This window comes from Ruegeria sp. CDSC002 (assembly GCF_059610905.1).
In genome coordinates, this window is the sequence record NZ_JBXWOM010000007.1 from 136,864 (window position 1) to 154,413 (window position 17,550).

The following is a 17,550-nucleotide window of genomic DNA, read 5'->3' on the forward strand; positions in this document are numbered from 1 at the left end:
GCGAGGTCGGAAATGGTACAACTCACCCTGCCAAAGAACTCTCGGATTACCACAGGTAAAACTTGGCCAAAGCCTGAAGGAGCGGCCAATGTTCGTAAGTTTCAGATCTATCGCTGGAACCCGGATGACGGTCAAAATCCACGTGTAGACACCTATTTTGTCGATATGGACAGCTGCGGCCCGATGGTTCTGGACGCGCTGATTAAGATCAAGAATGAAATCGACCCGACACTGACCTTCCGCCGGTCCTGCCGCGAAGGTATCTGCGGTTCCTGCGCGATGAATATCGACGGGATCAACACGCTGGCCTGTATCTACGGCATGGATGAAATCAAGGGTGACGTTAAGATTTATCCGCTGCCACATATGCCGGTCGTCAAGGACCTGATCCCTGACCTAACGCATTTCTACGCGCAGCATGCAAGCATCATGCCGTGGCTGGAAACCAAGACCAACCGTCCTGCGAAAGAGTGGAAGCAATCCATCGAAGATCGCAAGAAACTGGATGGGTTGTATGAATGCGTGATGTGCGCCAGCTGCTCGACCTCGTGCCCAAGCTATTGGTGGAACGGAGATCGCTACCTTGGGCCCGCTGCGCTTTTGCATGCGTATCGCTGGATCATCGACAGCCGTGACGAAGCCACTGGTGAACGTTTGGATGAGTTGGAAGACCCGTTCAAGCTGTATCGCTGCCACACGATCATGAATTGCGCCAAGACCTGTCCGAAGGGTCTGAACCCGGCCAAGGCGATTGCTGAAATCAAAAAGATGATGGTTGACCGCGCAGTTTGAACACAGCCGAAAGAAATTATGAAACCCGGGATGGTAACTTCCCGGGTTTTTTCGTGTTCTGCGAGTATTGAAAATTCGGAGAACATCAATGACTCAAACACTTACTAAGGTTTTGTCTGTCGCCGCGATCACGGCTCTTTCGGCCTGTGGCGGATCGAGCAGCAATCGGGCGGATATTGTATTCAAGCAAGTGGAATGCGCCGGGCAGGCGGGGATTAGTGGTTCGTTTACGACGCAATATGAACTGCAGGGTGGCAAGCAGGCTGAAGTATTTGTTCCAGGTGATGGCGTAAGCGAGGCTCAGGCCGCTAAAGCGAATGCCTGCATGGCGGCGTAACAGGAATCAAGCCTAGGGCTGGCAGATGCAAATGCCAGCCTTAGTTGCGTTCAGGGCATACCGAAGCTGCAAAAAGATGCGGTGAATCTGTCGGCGCGTCTGTCTATTTTTCAATCAGGGAGGAGTGACCGAGTTAGAACAGGATCTCTCCGATGGAAGAAAAACAGAACACAAAATCAGAGGCTTTAAAAACGTTGGAACAAGCGTGGTCATATTACACTCCAGAACCTGTGAAACCCGTAAATGACCGCATCCCAGATTTGTTCGAATACGCTAACGCGGCCTGAACCGACAACTGTGGGCTTGCCACTAGTGGGAAAAATGGGCCATGCATTGGCATGCCCATATTGCTTCTTATTCTGGCAGGCGGAGTATTTGCCTATTTCCTGTGGCGCTCGCGCACCTCATCCTTGAGCCGGGACTGCCGCTGGCGGCAGCACCGTAAAGAAGGCGTTTGGGTGTGTGCATTCTGTGGCGCGCAGCAGCAGGGAGGCGACGCTCCAACTCAATGCCTGAAGGGTCAATAGCAGCATAAGCAGGGCGGCTTCCCACCCTGCATGTTTGCATTTACGCCGCCGGAAATGCCGCCTGTAGTGCGATTTCAACCATGTCGCCAAAACTGCTTTCGCGATCAGCTGAGGGCAAAGCTTCGCCGGTCAGCAAGTGGTCGGAAACGGTTAGAACAGCCAACGCCCGGCATTTGTGGCGCGCGGCCAGAATGTACAACTCAGCAGCTTCCATCTCGACCCCGAGAATACCGTGCCGCACCATCTGTTCGTTCAGATCTGGGCGTTCGTCATAGAAAACGTCCGACGAGTAGATGCCACCAACATGGGTTGGCGTGCCTTTGGCCGCTGCTGCCTGAGCCGCCGCCTGAAGCAGCCCCCAATCGGCGCAGGGTGCAAAGTTCAGCTCTTTCAAGATACCGCGTGACGGTGAGCTAAGCGTGGTCGAGGTCATCGCAAGGATCACATCACGGACATTCACGCTGTCCTGCATTCCCCCGCAGGAGCCGATGCGGATCAGCGTTTTGGCCCCGTAGTCCCGGATCAATTCGTTGACGTAAATCGACAAGGACGGCATGCCCATACCGCTGCCCTGGATTGTGACAGGGTTGCCTTTCCAGCTTCCGCTAAAGCCCAGCATACCGCGAACGTCATTTACTTGCTTCACATCGTCCAAAAACGTTTCGGCCGCCCATTTTGCGCGATAAGGATCGCCAGGCAAAAGAACCGTTTCTGCGATGTCGCCTTTTTTGGCTCCAATATGAATGGTCATTTTGGGATCAGTTCCAATTAGATATTAGATTTCCAGATCCGAGATATCCGCCCCGGATTTCAATGCGTCATGAAGCCATTGCGGTTTTCGGCCGCGACCCGACCATGTTTGTTTTGGATCTGCAGGATTTCTGTATTTTGCTTTCGCAATTTTTCCGGAAGCCGGGTTGTCTTTTGCCAACTCTGACAATGAGAATCCAAATTCTGCTGCGGCTTTTTCAGCGGCTTTTAACGCTTCTTTCCGTTCGCGCTTTTCTGCGTCGATTAGTGCTTTTTCGACCTTTTCGCGCAATTCGAGTAGTTCTTTACGCGACATTTTTTCCAGATTTGTCCCCGACATTCACCCTCTCCCAGGAGTTAGTCATTACCGGTGTCCCCGATGGCACACCGTAATTCCAAAGAAATAAATTTTCTATACCCATTTGTTCAGGGGATAGAAGAGGAATTGGCGAAATTGGCGGGTATTACTCAGCAGCGAGGGTTTGCGGATCTACCAGGGTGACGATATCGCCCATGATTGCATTCAGCTCAAAATTCTTGGGCGTATAGATCTTTGCTACGCCCATCGCAGTGAGCTTTGCGGCATCGTCATCGGGGATGATGCCACCAACAATCACCGGAATATGATCCAGCCCGGCCTCGCGCAGTCGGTTCATGACGTCCTGCACAAGCGGAATGTGGCTGCCGGAAAGAATTGACAGACCGATGACATGTGCGTCGTCATCCACTGCGGCAGTTACGATTTCCTCTGGCGTCAGGCGGATACCTTCGTAACTGATTTCCATACCGCAATCACGTGCGCGGAATGCGATCTGTTCCGCACCGTTCGAATGACCGTCCAGGCCGGGTTTTCCGACCAGGAATTTCAGGCGACGGCCAAGCTTGTCGCTGACCGCATCCACTGCGGCCCGCAGATCTTCCAAGCCCTCTGTCTTGTTCGAGACCGAGCCCGAAACGCCCGTGGGCCCACGATAGGTACCGTAGACTTTGCGCATTTCTTCGGCCCACTCACCGGTGGTTACACCAGCCTTGGCAGCTGCGATTGAGGGCTCCATGACGTTGGTGCCGTTTTGCGCCGCTTCGCGTAGCGCGGCCAGAGCCGCCGCGACAGCTGTGTCATCGCGATCTTGCCGCCATTCATTTAGGCGCGCGATTTGTTCTTGTTCGACTGCGGGATCAACGACCATGATGCCGCCATCTTCGGTCTGCAGGGGCGAGGGTTCGCCTTCGATCCACTTGTTCACACCGACAACGACAGTTTCGTTCCGTTCGATGCGGTTCAGGCGTTCAGCGTTTGAATCAACAAGCCGTGACTTCATGTATTCGATCGACGCAACCGCACCGCCCATCGAATCCAGATTGGCCAGTTCGGCGCGTGCGCCCTGTTTCAATTCTTCAACCTTCGCGTCCACGGCGGGGTTGCCATCGAACAGGTCACCATATTCCAGAAGGTCGGTCTCATAGGCCAGAATCTGTTGCATCCGCATGGACCACTGCTGATCCCACGGGCGGGGCAGGCCCAGTGCCTCGTTCCATGCAGGCAGCTGAACTGCGCGGGCGCGGGCCTTTTTCGAAAGAGTCACGGCCAGCATCTCGATCAGGATGCGGTAGACGTTGTTTTCAGGCTGCTGCTCGGTCAAACCGAGCGAGTTGACCTGAACGCCATACCGGAATCGGCGGAATTTCGGGTTCTCTACGCCGTAGCGGTCGCGCAGGATTTCGTCCCAAAGATCGACGAAAGCGCGCATTTTGCACATTTCAGTGACAAAGCGGATACCTGCGTTAACAAAGAACGAAATCCGTCCGCAAAGTGCCGGGAAATCCTCGGCGGGAACACGAGGGCGCAGTTCGTCCAGTACGGCGATGGCGGTGGCCAGCGCATAAGACAGCTCTTGCTCCGGTGTCGCGCCGGCTTCTTGCAGGTGATAGGAACACACGTTCATCGGGTTCCATTTCGGCACGTTGGTATAACAGTACTCGGCCACGTCTGCGATCATCTTAAGCGAGGGTTTGGGCGGGCAGACATAGGTGCCGCGGCTCAGGTATTCCTTGATCAGGTCGTTTTGTACCGTGCCCTGAAGTTTGGAGATATCTGCGCCTTGTTCCTCGGCCACAGCGATGTAAAGCGCAAGCAGCCAAGGCGCTGTCGCGTTGATCGTCATCGAAGTGTTCATCTGTTCCAACGGAATCTGGTCGAACAGAACCCGCATATCGCCTAGGTGGCCGACGGGTACGCCAACCTTGCCCACTTCGCCGCGCGCGAGCGTATGATCGCTGTCATAACCGGTCTGCGTGGGCAGATCGAAGGCCACCGACAGGCCCGTCTGGCCTTTTGCCAGGTTCCCGCGATACAAGGCGTTCGACGCTTTGGCGGTGGAATGACCGGCATAGGTTCGGATGAGCCAGGGGCGATCTTTCTGCGTCTGCGTCATAGCTGGACCTCACGTATCGGTTGGGCAAGAAAATTACGTTCCTGGCCTCTAAAGCGCAATTTTCGGGACATGTCAATTCGCTGCGTCGCGGCATATTGGGTTCTTCAGATTGTAGGACGCAGCGTTTGGTGGCAGGGTGCACGCATGACTCAGACCGTGGAACTTCCGCTTTGGCTTTTTTTGCTGATCCTGGTGTTTGCCGTGGTCACTTTGGCATCACATTTTCTGTTCCCGTCGGTGCGGTGGTTTTTCAGGCGTCGACTCGAACGAGCGGTGAAACGATTGAACACGCGCCTGAAGCGGCCGATCCAGCCGTTCAAGTTGGCACACCGTCACGATATGATTCAGCGCCTGATCTATGACCCGCAGGTTGGTCAGGCCGTTCAGGATCACGCACGCGAAACGGGTGTCCCCGATGCTGTGGCGTTCGAGCAAGCGCAGCGATACGCGCGTGAGATCGTTCCCTCGTTTTCAGCCGTTGCCTATTTCAGCATTGCGATCCGTCTGGCTCGTTTGCTGAGCAATGCGTTTTATCATGTGCAGCTTAGCTATCAGGACGAAGACGCTATCGAAAACATCGACCCCGACGCCACGGTGGTTTTCGTCATGAATCATCGCAGCAATATGGACTATGTGCTCGTTACCTACCTCGCAGCGCAACATTCGGCCCTTTCTTATGCGGTGGGTGAATGGGCCCGTGTCTGGCCACTTAGCCGTCTGATCCGTGCGATGGGTGCTTATTTTATCCGGCGAAAGTCCGGCAATGATCTCTATCGTCAGGTGCTGTCCTGTTATGTGCGCCACGCAACCGCGGCAGGAGTGACGCAGGCCATGTTCCCCGAAGGTGGGCTAAGTCTGACTGGTGCCCTGGGTCGTCCAAAGCTGGGTTTGCTCAAATATATTATTGACGGGACCTCGGAAGAGGGCCGCGATGTTGTATTCGTCCCCGTGGCGCTGAACTATGATCGTGTGCTCGAAGACACTGTTTTGACGCGTGCCGCATTAGGCAATGAACGACGGTTTCGCGCGCGGATCGGTGTAATCACCAGATGGATCCTCAAACAGCTCTGGCGGCGTGTGATCGGGCGCTACAAACGATTTGGCCTAGCCTCGGTCCGATATGGTCAGCCCGTTTCCTTGCGGGCGTTTCGGGCAGATCATCAGCGTGATCTGATGACCGATTTGGCGCGTGACCTGATGACGCGACTCCGCGCTGCCATCCCGCTGGTCCCGGTACCCGCCGCGTGTTGGCTAATGCAAAAGCATAAAGAGATGTCGGAGGCCGATGCCGTTCAGGTGATTGTCGAGCTCATGCGTCGCAATGGAATGACGGACCAAGAGAACCAGACATCGGTTGAAGCCGCGATTGATCAGTTGGTCGAACGGCGAATTCTCAGGCGCAGTGACGGGAAAATATGCCTGTCCGGTCAAAGGGTTGATCTTCTGGAGTATTATGCAGCCTCGGTTCCGATGGGACCAGACGAGGGAAATGCTGCAGATGCGAAGGAAATTTCTGCATCCGCTGGGTCATAAAGTTACAAAACGGCACCGATTTCGGTTGCATTATTTCCTAAAGGCCAATATTCCATCGGTTAATGCACGCGATTCTGCATCGCGGCAAAGGTTTAGAACTGAAGGAGGCCAACATGGCTCTGGACACCGACAGCGGCATCGCGTCGTACGAGGCACCGGAAAAAGACCTCTATGAGATGGGTGAAATCCCTCCGATGGGTTTTGTGCCCAAGAAAATGTATGCATGGGCGATCCGCAAGGAGCGCCACGGCGACCCGGACACCGCGATGATTCAGGAAGTCGTAGACGTCCCCGTGCTGGACAGTCACGAAGTGCTGGTTCTGGTCATGGCTGCAGGCGTCAACTACAACGGCGTCTGGGCCTCGCTGGGCAAGCCGATCTCGCCTTTTGACGGCCATAAGGCACCTTATCACATTGCTGGTTCGGATGCGTCTGGCATCGTTTGGGCAGTTGGTTCAAAAGTCACCCGCTGGAAAGTCGGTGATGAAGTTGTCATCCACTGCAATCAGGATGACGGCGACGACGAGCATTGTAATGGTGGCGACCCGATGTATTCGGATAGCCAGCGGATTTGGGGCTATGAAACTCCGGACGGTTCGTTCGCGCAGTTCACAAATGTTCAGGCTCAACAGTTGATGCCGCGTCCCAAGCACCTGACTTGGGAAGAAAGCGCCTGCTATACGCTGACACTGGCAACCGCCTACCGGATGCTGTTCGGTCACGAGCCGCATGACTTGAAGCCGGGTCAGAACGTTCTGGTTTGGGGTGCGTCGGGTGGCCTGGGGTCTTATGCGATCCAGCTGATCAACACCGCAGGTGCAAATGCCATCGGTGTGATCTCGGACGAAAGCAAGCGCGACTTTGTGATGGGTCTGGGTGCCAAGGGCGTTCTGAACCGCAAGGACTTCAACTGCTGGGGTCAGCTGCCGACGGTCAACACACCCGAATATGCCGAGTGGTTCAAAGAGGCCCGCAAGTTCGGCAAAGCCATTTGGGACATCACCGGTAAAGGCAACAACGTCGACATGGTGTTCGAGCACCCCGGCGAAAGCACCTTCCCGGTTTCGACCTTCGTCGTTAAAAAAGGCGGTATGGTTGTAATCTGTGCCGGTACAACCGGCTACAACCTGACCTTCGACGTGCGTTACATGTGGATGCACCAGAAGCGTCTGCAGGGTTCGCACTTTGCTCACCTGAAACAGGCGGCCGCAGCAAACCAGCTGATGGTCGAGCGTCGATTGGATCCGTGCATGTCCGAAGTGTTCACCTGGGCCGATCTGCCTGAGGCGCATATGAAAATGATGCGCAACGAGCATAAGCCGGGCAACATGTCGGTGCTGGTTCAGGCTCCACAGACCGGAATGCGCACCTTGGAAGAGGTTCTGGCTGCGCGCGACTAAGTTCGTCTCAGACAAAATCCAAAACACCCGCGAATCGGTTTTCCGGCTCGCGGGTGTTTCTTTTTGGTGATGGTATCAGACTTTTCAAAGACTTAAATGAAAATACCCCGCTGTTTTTGGGGAGTAGAAATCAGTGAATAGGCTAAAAAAACTTCCTCATGCTATGGTTGTGTTAACCCTTCGTTAACCGTTTCGGAGAGACGCTGATGGCGCAAAATGAGTGGATACTGGACGTACTGTCGGACCTCAGCGCCTTTGCTGTTGAAAACGGTTTGACCGCGCTTGCCGAGCAGTTGGATGACACCAAGCTGATCGCCGCAGCCGAAATCTCGTCCAGAAAGAATGAGGTTCGGGCACCAGCGGATGGCAACAAAACTCGATATGAGCCAGGTTCTGGAGGACTTGGAAAACACCAGCTCGCTTGACGAACTAAGCGAAGTCGCCATTCGCCTGCGGGACAGGCTGCAGATTGAAAACCTGATTTACCATTGGGTCGACGGGGCCGGTGATCAATACGGCTATACCACTTATCCCGACGTCTGGGCCGAACGGTACCGCGAGCGTAACTATCATAGAATCGATCCGGTCATACTGGGCTGTTTCCAACGGTTTCATCCGGTGGACTGGAAGACGCTGGATTGGTCGGGCAAGGTTGCCAAGACATTTTTGACGGATGCATTAGAGCACGGCGTTGGCAATCAAGGTTATTCCATTCCGATCCGCGGGCCGAATGGTCAATTCGCGTTGTTTACTGTCAACCACACCTGTGATGATGAAACCTGGCAGAAATTCATCGAAACGCATGGGCGTGAGTTGATCCTGATCGCGCATTACTTCAACCGAAAGGCGCTAGAGTTTGAAAGTGACCGTCAGCCCGAATCTTCACGCGGATTGTCGCCGCGTGAAGTGGACGCCATGACCTTGCTCGCTCTGGGTTATAGCAGGGCACAGGTCGCTCATTCATTGTCGATCTCGGAACACACGCTGAGGGTCTATATCGAAAGCGCACGCGCCAAGTTGGGTGCGCAAAACACAACTCATGCTATCGCAACGGCCTTGAGCCGAGGGTTAATAGTGGTTTAAGGCGCGCGCGCACTAAAAACCGGAAATTAACCACGACTTTGTACCCCCTTCGTTCTTGCACAGGGCGACAAGGGGAAAAGAGTCATGTTGCGTTATGTCTATGCTGACGAATTGCACAAATATCCAAAACTGGCCGAGGGGATGTTTCGGGATCGCGCCGATCAATTCAAAACCCGGCTGGGCTGGGATGTTCATGTCAACGACAAGGGGGAAGAGCGGGATCAGTACGATGATCTGAACCCGATCTATGTTATTTGGGAAGAACCGGATGGCAGCCATGGTGGGTCCATGCGTGTTTTGCCGACGACCGGTTCGGTCATGGTGAACGAGGTGTTCGGACACCTGACGGGCGGCAAACCAATCAACAGCCCCTTGATCTGGGAAGTGACGCGCTTTTGCCTGTCGCGCACGGCAAGCCCGCACACGGCCGGGGCCATCATGCTTAGCGGTGGCGAGATGATGGAGGGGTTTGGTCTAACCCACATTGCGGGTGTTTTCGATGCGCGTATGATTCGCATCTATCGCCTGATCGGATCATCCCCGATCGTGCTGGGCACAGAAGGTAAGGGACGTGAACAAATCTCGGTCGGGATGTGGCCGTATTCGGCGGACGACTGCAACCGCGTGGCCAAGCGCGCAGGCATCCCGCGTGAATTGTCGCGGCTGTGGTTCAAGACGGCTTTCGGCGTTGGCAGGCAACACCCGTTTGCATTGTCAGCGTGACAGGATGAAAACCGAATTCCACATCTGGTGATAGCTGGCGCGGGCTTGTAGGGTCGCGCCATGTCTTTGCCCTCTGTGACCTACTCTGACGACCAGGCCGCCGCGTATGACAGCATCTCTGAGATGCTGAAGTCGGCAGGTGTTGACCTTGACGATGACGCGCTGCTGAAGCTTCCGGGATCGGGTAAGTCCGGTGTGATGGCCGTGATTGGCAAGGCGGGGTCCGGAAAAACCCTGCTGCTGGCCGAGCTTTACAAAGCCATTGCGGACACAGGCGTTCAGATCGTGTCCGGCGATTTCGAGAGCCGCAAAGCCCGTGAAAAACGCAGTCTGGCGATCTTGGCCCCGACGAACAAAGCGGCCAGCGTATTGCGTCTGCGCGGGGTGCCAGCCACCACGATCCACCGTATCCTTTATACGCCGGTCTACGACCCGGAATACGAGCGCATCGCCGAATGGCTGGCAGGCAATGACGAACGCCCCGAAATCGAAGGCCTGACCGACGAGGCGCTGGATCGCGCAGCGGCGTTTTACCAGAACAACAAATCCATTCCCGGAGCGTTGGCCGCGGCAGGGTTACGGGGCTCCGATTTTATAACCGGCTGGAAACGCCGGGAGGAGCCGTTGGACATCGGGTTTGTGGACGAAGCCTCGATGCTGGATGACCGGCAATTCGAAGACTTGCAAGAAATCTTCCCAACACTTCTGCTGTTTGGTGACCCGGCACAGTTGGCGCCGGTCAATCAGTCGGGCAGCATGGTGTTCGAGGCATTGCCGGAACCGCGCAAACAAATCCTTCACCGAGTTCATCGGCAGGATGCGGATAACCCGATATTGGACCTTGCCCATGCGCTGTCGGACCCTCAGATGGGGTTCGAAGATTTTGAGCGCATGGTCGAGCAGACCGCCCGTCAGGACGACCGTGTGATTTGGGGGCAGCGGGTCGAGGTCGATCTGATGGCCCGCAGTCCCGTTCTGGTCTGGCGCAATGCAACCCGCATTCGGCTAATTCAGGCTTTTCGGAATGTTCACGGCGCGCCGGATACCGAATTGTTGGAAGGTGAACCGCTAATCTGCGACGGTATTGAACTGCCCGTTAAACATCGCAAGAAACGGCTGGATCTTGAGGCGCGTGGCCTGATCAAGGGCGCTCAGGTCATCTATCTGGGTCCTGGCCGCAAACCGGGCTTTTCCAGGTTGCACGTAATGGGTGCCGAAGACCCTCAGGTCAGCGCTGCATCTATCGTCAAGATTGAAAAACCAGACGAGGAAGAGCCGTTTATTCCCTTTGCCGCCCGCATGGGCGCCACCTTTCTTCACGGTGCAGCGGTCACCATTCACAAGGCGCAAGGGTCGCAGTGGAACACTGTTCAAGTGTTTGCTCCGGACATCTATGCCGCTGCCCGTATGGGCCGTACTGAAGCTGGACAGCCGCTGTGGAAACGTCTGGCCTATGTGGCCATCACACGCGCGCAGGAAAGGCTGATCTGGGTCGTGCGCAACCGGCTTGCCAAGCCGACCTATCCGCTGCGTGTGGACGACCTGCGGGCTGTCCCGGCGGCCTCGCTGACATTGGAGGCAGAAGAGACATGACTTCCATTATTGTGACCGGCGCAAGCTCTGGCATAGGGCGCGCCACTGCTGAATTGTTTCTGGCCCAAGGATGGACGGTTGGTCTATTGGCGCGCAGTGCTGACAGGCTGAACCAAATGGCTGCAGAGCACGCAAACGCAATTCCATTGGTCGCGGATGTCACCGATGCACAAGCAGTCGAGGCCGCCTTTGGAGAGTTTCAGGGTAAGGCGGGCCATTTGGATGTTCTGTTTAACAACGCCGGAATTTTCGCGCCGGGGGGAACGATTGACGAGATCGCGTTGGACGATTGGTACCAAAGCGTCGACGTAAACCTAAACGGCATGTTCCTGTGTGCCCGTGAGGCGTTTCGGATCATGCGTCACCAATCGCCGCAAGGCGGGCGTATCATCAATAACGGCTCAATTGCCGCCCATGTGCCGCGCCCCAACTCGGTGCATTACTCGGCGACGAAACACGCCATTACGGGTCTGACGCGCAGTCTGTCTTTGGACGGGAGGGGCTTCAATATCGCTTGTGGGCAGATCGATATCGGCAATGCGCGAACACAGATGGTGCAGGGCCTGGTCGATGCGGCCATTGCAGAAGGGCAGCAGCCCGACCCAACAATGGCCGTCGAAGATGCAGCACAGTCCGTCCTGCACATGGCGAACCTGCCGCTTGAAGCAAACGTTCAGTTCATGACCGTGATGGCCACGACGATGCCCTACATCGGACGTGGGTAACGGTCAGTTACTCGCGCAATAGGCGGAACGCGGTTGACGCACCCCAACCCGCCGCAATCGCGATCACCAATGACATCAAGCCGTACCAGACCGGTTGCTGGCGGGACATGTTGTACAAGAACCGCTCCAAACCCACTTTGCGCACGTCGATGGTGGTCTCAAATTGCGAAACGACCGAACCGCCACGGGTTAAGAAGATGCGTGCCACATAATCGCCTTCGGTCAGATCCGCAGGCATTTCGATCGAGGTACGGAACAGGGTTTGTTCATCAACGGCCACGGTGTCTTCGCGAATGGAATACAGACTTTCGTGCTCGCGAATACGAATAACAGCGTCCGCGAATTCCTGCGCGCCGCGGATGTTCATCGCAGCACCAACAGACCGGATGGCACGTTCGATTGATACGCTGTATCGCAGGTCTTCGGTATCCGACAGGATCTCTTTCAAGGGCGCGCTGGTCGCAACCGCATAAAAACTGGGGGCTTCGTCTACGAGGACACTGTCAGTATTAACCCAGATTCCAAGCTTGCGCTCTTTACGCCGAACGGTGACAGGACTGGATGGACCAGACACTGCGACAATCACTTCCAGCGGTGGTCCTGACGGGATGGGAGCTTCGCGTTTGACCGCGCCAAAGACCAGGATCTCAGAGCCGTCGAAATTGGCGGTGATGGCCACGCGATCCTGGCTGAGGCCCAGAACGACTTCCTCATCAACAGCCAGGGCGGGGCTGGCACAAAGAGCCAGCGCAACAAGCAAGCGTTTCAGCATGATCAGTGCCCTCCGCCGGTGCCAAGCGAATAGAGCTCGGATGGTTCAAGCAGCAGATCCAGCGCCAGTTTTCCGCAAACCACAAGAACAAGGGCTGCGAGCAACACGCGCAACTGCTCGGCAGGCATGCGGGCGCCGATCACCGTGCCGATCTGTGCGCCGATGACGCCGCCAACCAGAAGCAAAACGGCAAGAACGACATCAACTGTAAAGTTGGTGGTAGCATGCAGCATGGTCGTAAAGGCGGTGACAAAGATGATCTGGAACAGGGATGTTCCGACAACAACCTTGGTTGGCATTCCCAACAGATAGATCATCGCAGGCACCATGATGAACCCGCCGCCAACGCCCATAATGGCCGACAGAACGCCAACGAACAGGCCAACCAGCGCGGGCGGAATGACCGAGATATACAGGCCCGAAGTCCGGAACCGCATTTTGAACGGCATCGCATGCACCCAGCCGCGTTGGCGACGCTTGGGGGGTGCGGACACGCCTTTCTTGGATTTACGGAGCGCATTCAGGCTTTCGATGAACATCAATCCGCCCACGACGCCAAGGAACACGACGTAGCACAACGTCACAAGCAGATCGACCTGCCCGAGGCTTTTGAGGTAGTTGAAAATCACCACCCCAAGCGCGGCACCCGTTAAGCCGCCCATCAATAGGACGGTCCCCATTCTCAGGTCGACGGTTTTTCGTCGGAAATGCGCCAGAACCCCAGAGAAGGAAGAGGCAACAATCTGATTGGCTTCAGTTGCAACCGCAACGGCCGGCGGAATGCCGATAAAGAACAGCAGGGGCGTCATCAGGAAGCCGCCGCCGACACCGAACATGCCCGAAAGAATGCCGACCATCCCCCCAAGGCCCAAAAGAAGGAAGGCGTTTACAGAAACTTCGGCGATAGGAAGGTAAATTTGCATATCGAGCTACTGGATGAGGGTGGGCGGGTCACAGAGAGTGATCAGGGCCGCCTCAAGGCAAAGTGGTGTAGGTTTAATGCGACGCGCGGCGGCAGTGCCCCGTGGCCACATGGCGGAAGTCGGATCGCTGGGCGTCATGCCAGCAGCCTGATACGGCTAAATGTCTGGTTTTCCTCAGTGTTGAGGCGTTCATGCGTTCCCAAATTCACGGTCCGGGTGGATTCCGAGTCGTGGGGTATGATTGGCGACACATGCATACCCCTTTAGAACGGTTGCGGCATGCAAAATCAACTCCGCATGCCGCTCTGCAGCGAACAGGACTGAACTGAGTCCGAAACTGGACTTATCAGCGCTCTTTCACGTAAGGCTCACCACCGGCGCGGGGCGGGACCGCCTTGCCGACAAAGCCAGCCAGAATGACCACGGTGAGGACGTAGGGCAGGGCATCCATAGCCTGCACAGGGATAACCACGCCGCCCAGATCGATGTTCTGGAACCGCAGCGCGATGGCCTGCAACAAGCCGAATAACAGGCAGGCTCCCATGGCATGCCAGGGCCGCCATTTTGCAAAGATCAGGGCCGCCAGTGCGATGAACCCACGGCCCGCGGTCATGTCCTTGACGAACCCGGCCTGCAACGCAGTGGCCAGATAAGCCCCGGCGATGCCACACAGCACGCCACAGATGGCAACAGCGGCATAGCGTAAGCCAACGACCGAGACACCGGCAGTGTCCACGGCAGCGGGGTTTTCACCCACAGCGCGGAGGCGCAAGCCGAACCGTGTGCGATACAGAATCCACCATGTTGCCGGAACCATCAGGAACGCGACATAGACCAGGACTGAATGGCCCGAGAGCAACTCGGAATAGATCGGCCCGATGATCGGCACCCCGCTCAGCGACTCGGCAAAGGGGAAGTTGATCGGTGTGAAACGACCGCCACCAAACAGTGAGGGCGTGCGCCCGCCCTGTTCGAACCAGCTTTGCGCGACAAGGACCGTCATACCTGCCGCAAGAAAGTTGATTGCGACCCCGGATATCAACTGGTTGCCCCGGAAGGTGATCGAAGCCAAACCGTGAAGTCCGGAAAGAACAAGAGAAGAGGCGATCCCCGCCAGCAGCCCCAACCAGACCGACCCGGTCACAGCCGCGACGGCTGCCGAGAAGAAGGCGGCCATTAGCATCTTGCCTTCAAGACCGATGTCGAAAATGCCTGCACGCTCGGAATAGAGACCAGCCAGACAGGCCAGCAATAGCGGTGTGGCCAGACGGATGGTCGAGTCCAGGACCTGGATGAAGGTAATGAAGAACTCCATCACTGCACTCCCTTGCGCAGGCTCAGGAACAGCTTTTCAAGCGGCATCCGGACCATGTTGTCCAATGCTCCGGTGAACAGGATCACCAGGGCCTGAATGACAACGATCAGTTCGCGTGGGATCGACGTCCAGAAAGCCAATTCTGCGCCGCCCTGATAGAGAAACCCGAACAGGATCGCTGCAAGAAATACACCAAACGGGTGCGACCGGCCCATCAGCGCCACCGCGATGCCGATGAATCCCGCGCCCTCGGTTGCGTTCAGAACGAGGCGTTCGGCCTCGCCCATCACGTTGTTGATAGCCATCAGCCCCGCCAACGCGCCCGAAATCAGCATCGCAATGATGGTGATCCGCACCGGCGAAATGCCTGCATAGACAGCGCCGGTTTCGGTCTTGCCGTAGGACCGGATTTCATAGCCCAACCTTGTCCGCCAAATCAGCGCCCAGACGACAAAACAGGCCAAAACCGCAATGAAGAACGTGATATTAACAGGAGTCCCTTTGAACACCACGTTTTCGGCGGTTGAGAACATCGACTGAAATGTGGGTAGGTGAACGGCCTCGGGGAAACGCGCCGACGAGGGGTCCTGCGCGCCCGGCGGTCGCATAAGATTGACCAACACGTAGTTCAGGAACGCCGCCGCAATAAAGTTGAACATGATCGTTGTGATCACGATGTGGCTGCCACGCTTGGCTTGCAGATAGGCCGGAATGGCCGCCCATGCCGCACCAAACAGCATCGAACCCGCGCAGGCCGCCAACAGCGCGATGCTCCAATGCGGCCAGGGGATGTAGAGGCATACCATGGCAACACCAAGCCCGCCCAGCATAGCCTGGCCTTCGCCCCCGATGTTGAACAGTCGGGCATGGAAGGCGACAGCCACAGCCAACCCGGTGAACATGAAGTTGGTGGCATAATACAGCGTATACCCCCAACCGTAGGTCGACCCGAGCGCGCCGGTAACCATCAGTTTCACCGCTTCGATCGGGTTTTCACCGATGGCCAAAATGACCAAGGCGGACAAGATTGCGGCCAATATCAGACTGATCAGCGGGATCAGCACCACATCGGCCCATTTGGGCATCTTTTCCATGTTACGCGGCCTCTCCCGCAACACCGGCCATCAACAGGCCAAGTTCTTTTTCATCTGTTTCATGGGGCAGTCGTTCGCCCATGACATGTCCGTCAAACATCACAGCGATGCGATCAGATAGCGAGAATATTTCTTCCAACTCAACCGAGACCAGCAAGATTGCCTTACCCTGATCGCGCAGCGCAACGATCTGCTTGTGAATGAACTCGATCGCGCCGATGTCGACGCCGCGGGTTGGTTGTCCGACCAATAGAAGATCCGGGTTCCGTTCAATTTCGCGTGCGACAACAATCTTTTGTTGGTTCCCGCCCGAGAAGCTCTTGGCTGTAAGCCACGCATCAGGTGGCCGGACGTCGAATTTCTCGATCTTGCGCTCGGTATCGGCGCGCAGGGCGGCGTTGTTCATGAAAATCCCGCTCTGATAGGCAGGATCACGGTGATAGCCAAAGGCCACGTTTTCCCAAGCGTGGAAGTCCATCACAAGACCTTCGCGCTGACGATCTTCGGGAACATGCGCAATATGCTGGGCGCGACGGGCCTGACCGTCCGATCCCGGACCGCTAAGCGCCAGCGGGGCACCGTTCAGTTTGATCGAACCCTGACCCGGACGCATGCCGCCTAGAACTTCCAGAAGCTCCGATTGGCCATTTCCGGCCACGCCAGCGATACCGACGATTTCACCGGCCCGAACGGTCAGGTCGATACCCTTGACCCGTTCGACCCCGGCCGAATCGAAAACGCTGAGCTTTTCAATTTCCAAAACGGGCTTACCGGGTTGCGCAGGTACTTTGTCGACCTGCAGCAGCACCTTGCGGCCCACCATCAGCTCGGCCAGTTCCTCGGGGCTGGTGTCGGCTGTTTTCACCGTCGCCGTCATCTGACCGCGCCGCATGACCGAAACCGTATCGGTGTTTTCCATGATTTCGCGCAGCTTGTGCGTGATCACGATGATCGTCTTCCCTTCGGCCCGCAGGCGGTCAAGGATGCGGAAAAGCTGGTCAGCCTCGGACGGGGTCAGAACCCCGGTGGGTTCGTCCAGGATCAAAATCTCGGCCTTGCGATACAGGGCTTTCAGGATCTCGACCCTTTGCTGCATTCCGACGCCAATCTCGTCGATGCGCTTGTCGGGATCGACGAACAGCTCGTATTCCTCTTCCAGCGCTTTCAATTCTTTGCGCGCTTTGGACAAGGACGGGGCCAGCAGCCCGCCGTCCTCGGCACCGAGAACGATGTTTTCCAGAACGGTGAAATTCTCAACCAGTTTGAAATGCTGGAAAACCATCCCGATCCCGGCAGCAATGGCCGCTTGGCTGTCAGGGATGTCGGTCTTGTTGCCGTTAATCCAGATTTCACCTTTATCGGCTTTGTAAAAGCCGTAGAGGATGCTCATCAGCGTGGATTTGCCCGCACCGTTTTCACCGATGATCCCATGGATCGTACCGGGGGCGACGCTGATAGAAATGTCTTTATTGGCCTGAACCGGCCCAAAGGCTTTGGATATCCCTTTGAGCTCAATGGCGGGGACGGTCATGTCTTGTCCTCAATTGCCGA

Annotated in this window: 17 protein-coding genes; 9 read left to right on the forward strand and 8 right to left on the reverse strand. The window is 56.3% G+C overall.

Annotation, left to right across the window (positions count from 1 at the left end):
* Positions 1–12 precede the first annotated feature (12 nt).
* Positions 13–792, forward strand: a complete 780-nt coding sequence (locus AC2FJE_RS14625) for a succinate dehydrogenase iron-sulfur subunit (RefSeq protein ID WP_058273522.1) — start codon at positions 13–15, stop codon at positions 790–792.
* Positions 793–880: 88 nt separating this feature from the next.
* A complete protein-coding gene (locus AC2FJE_RS14630; protein WP_058278778.1) occupies positions 881–1,129 on the forward strand; it encodes a hypothetical protein in 249 nt (82 codons plus the stop codon).
* Positions 1,130–1,696: 567 nt separating this feature from the next.
* Here the strand turns inward: AC2FJE_RS14630 and deoD are convergent.
* From deoD to AC2FJE_RS14645, 3 genes are all read right to left on the reverse strand, one after another.
* A complete protein-coding gene (gene deoD / locus AC2FJE_RS14635; protein WP_496761088.1) occupies positions 1,697–2,407 on the reverse strand; it encodes a purine-nucleoside phosphorylase in 711 nt (236 codons plus the stop codon).
* 24 nt (positions 2,408–2,431) lie between these two features.
* Positions 2,432–2,746, reverse strand: a complete 315-nt coding sequence (locus AC2FJE_RS14640; RefSeq protein WP_058273520.1) for an H-NS histone family protein — start codon at positions 2,744–2,746, stop codon at positions 2,432–2,434.
* A 124-nt stretch (positions 2,747–2,870) separates the two neighbouring features.
* Positions 2,871–4,838, reverse strand: a complete 1,968-nt coding sequence (locus AC2FJE_RS14645) for a methylmalonyl-CoA mutase family protein (RefSeq protein WP_496761089.1) — start codon at positions 4,836–4,838, stop codon at positions 2,871–2,873.
* Positions 4,839–4,982: 144 nt separating this feature from the next.
* Between AC2FJE_RS14645 and AC2FJE_RS14650 the strand changes: the two genes are divergently transcribed.
* The 7 genes from AC2FJE_RS14650 (at position 4,983) to AC2FJE_RS14680 (ending at position 11,895) form a co-directional block, all read left to right on the forward strand.
* Positions 4,983–6,371: a 1-acyl-sn-glycerol-3-phosphate acyltransferase gene (locus tag AC2FJE_RS14650; protein WP_496756410.1), complete on the forward strand. Its 1,389-nt coding sequence runs from the start codon at positions 4,983–4,985 to the stop codon at positions 6,369–6,371.
* A gap of 113 nt (positions 6,372–6,484) precedes the next feature.
* Entirely contained in the window at positions 6,485–7,771 is a 1,287-nt protein-coding gene (ccrA, locus tag AC2FJE_RS14655; protein ID WP_496734373.1) for a crotonyl-CoA carboxylase/reductase, read from the forward strand.
* Positions 7,772–7,977: 206 nt separating this feature from the next.
* On the forward strand, positions 7,978–8,196 hold the full coding sequence (locus AC2FJE_RS14660) for a hypothetical protein (RefSeq protein WP_058278773.1): 219 nt from the start codon (positions 7,978–7,980) through the stop codon (positions 8,194–8,196).
* The gene (locus tag AC2FJE_RS14665) at positions 8,135–8,854 is read left to right on the forward strand and encodes a helix-turn-helix transcriptional regulator (protein WP_058273517.1); all 720 of its coding nucleotides are present in this window, start codon (positions 8,135–8,137) and stop codon (positions 8,852–8,854) included. The genes AC2FJE_RS14660 and AC2FJE_RS14665 overlap by 62 nt, the downstream gene beginning before the upstream one ends.
* Positions 8,855–8,938: 84 nt before the next feature.
* Positions 8,939–9,577: an acyl-homoserine-lactone synthase gene (locus tag AC2FJE_RS14670; RefSeq protein WP_282120124.1), complete on the forward strand. Its 639-nt coding sequence runs from the start codon at positions 8,939–8,941 to the stop codon at positions 9,575–9,577.
* A gap of 60 nt (positions 9,578–9,637) precedes the next feature.
* The gene (locus AC2FJE_RS14675) at positions 9,638–11,170 is read left to right on the forward strand and encodes an ATP-dependent DNA helicase (protein ID WP_496756407.1); all 1,533 of its coding nucleotides are present in this window, start codon (positions 9,638–9,640) and stop codon (positions 11,168–11,170) included.
* A complete protein-coding gene (locus AC2FJE_RS14680) occupies positions 11,167–11,895 on the forward strand; it encodes an SDR family oxidoreductase (protein WP_496756405.1) in 729 nt (242 codons plus the stop codon). The genes AC2FJE_RS14675 and AC2FJE_RS14680 overlap by 4 nt, the downstream gene beginning before the upstream one ends.
* Before the next feature lie 7 nt (positions 11,896–11,902).
* Here the strand turns inward: AC2FJE_RS14680 and AC2FJE_RS14685 are convergent, their stop codons facing one another.
* The 5 genes from AC2FJE_RS14685 to AC2FJE_RS14705 all read right to left on the reverse strand — a co-directional run bounded on the left by AC2FJE_RS14685 (position 11,903) and on the right by AC2FJE_RS14705 (position 17,530).
* Entirely contained in the window at positions 11,903–12,667 is a 765-nt protein-coding gene (locus AC2FJE_RS14685; protein ID WP_496756403.1) for a TIGR02186 family protein, read from the reverse strand.
* Positions 12,668–12,669: 2 nt separating this feature from the next.
* Complete coding sequence (locus tag AC2FJE_RS14690; protein ID WP_058273512.1) at positions 12,670–13,590, reverse strand: sulfite exporter TauE/SafE family protein; 921 nt, start codon at positions 13,588–13,590, stop codon at positions 12,670–12,672.
* Between the two features lie 346 nt (positions 13,591–13,936).
* Positions 13,937–14,905 (reverse strand): ABC transporter permease, encoded by a 969-nt coding sequence (locus AC2FJE_RS14695; protein ID WP_472722859.1) that lies wholly within the window; start codon positions 14,903–14,905, stop codon positions 13,937–13,939.
* A complete protein-coding gene (locus tag AC2FJE_RS14700; RefSeq protein ID WP_058273510.1) occupies positions 14,905–15,999 on the reverse strand; it encodes an ABC transporter permease in 1,095 nt (364 codons plus the stop codon). Before AC2FJE_RS14700 ends, AC2FJE_RS14695 begins: the two co-directional genes overlap by 1 nt.
* A gap of 1 nt (position 16,000) precedes the next feature.
* A complete protein-coding gene (locus AC2FJE_RS14705; RefSeq protein ID WP_058273509.1) occupies positions 16,001–17,530 on the reverse strand; it encodes an ABC transporter ATP-binding protein in 1,530 nt (509 codons plus the stop codon).
* Positions 17,531–17,550: the final 20 nt, after the last annotated feature.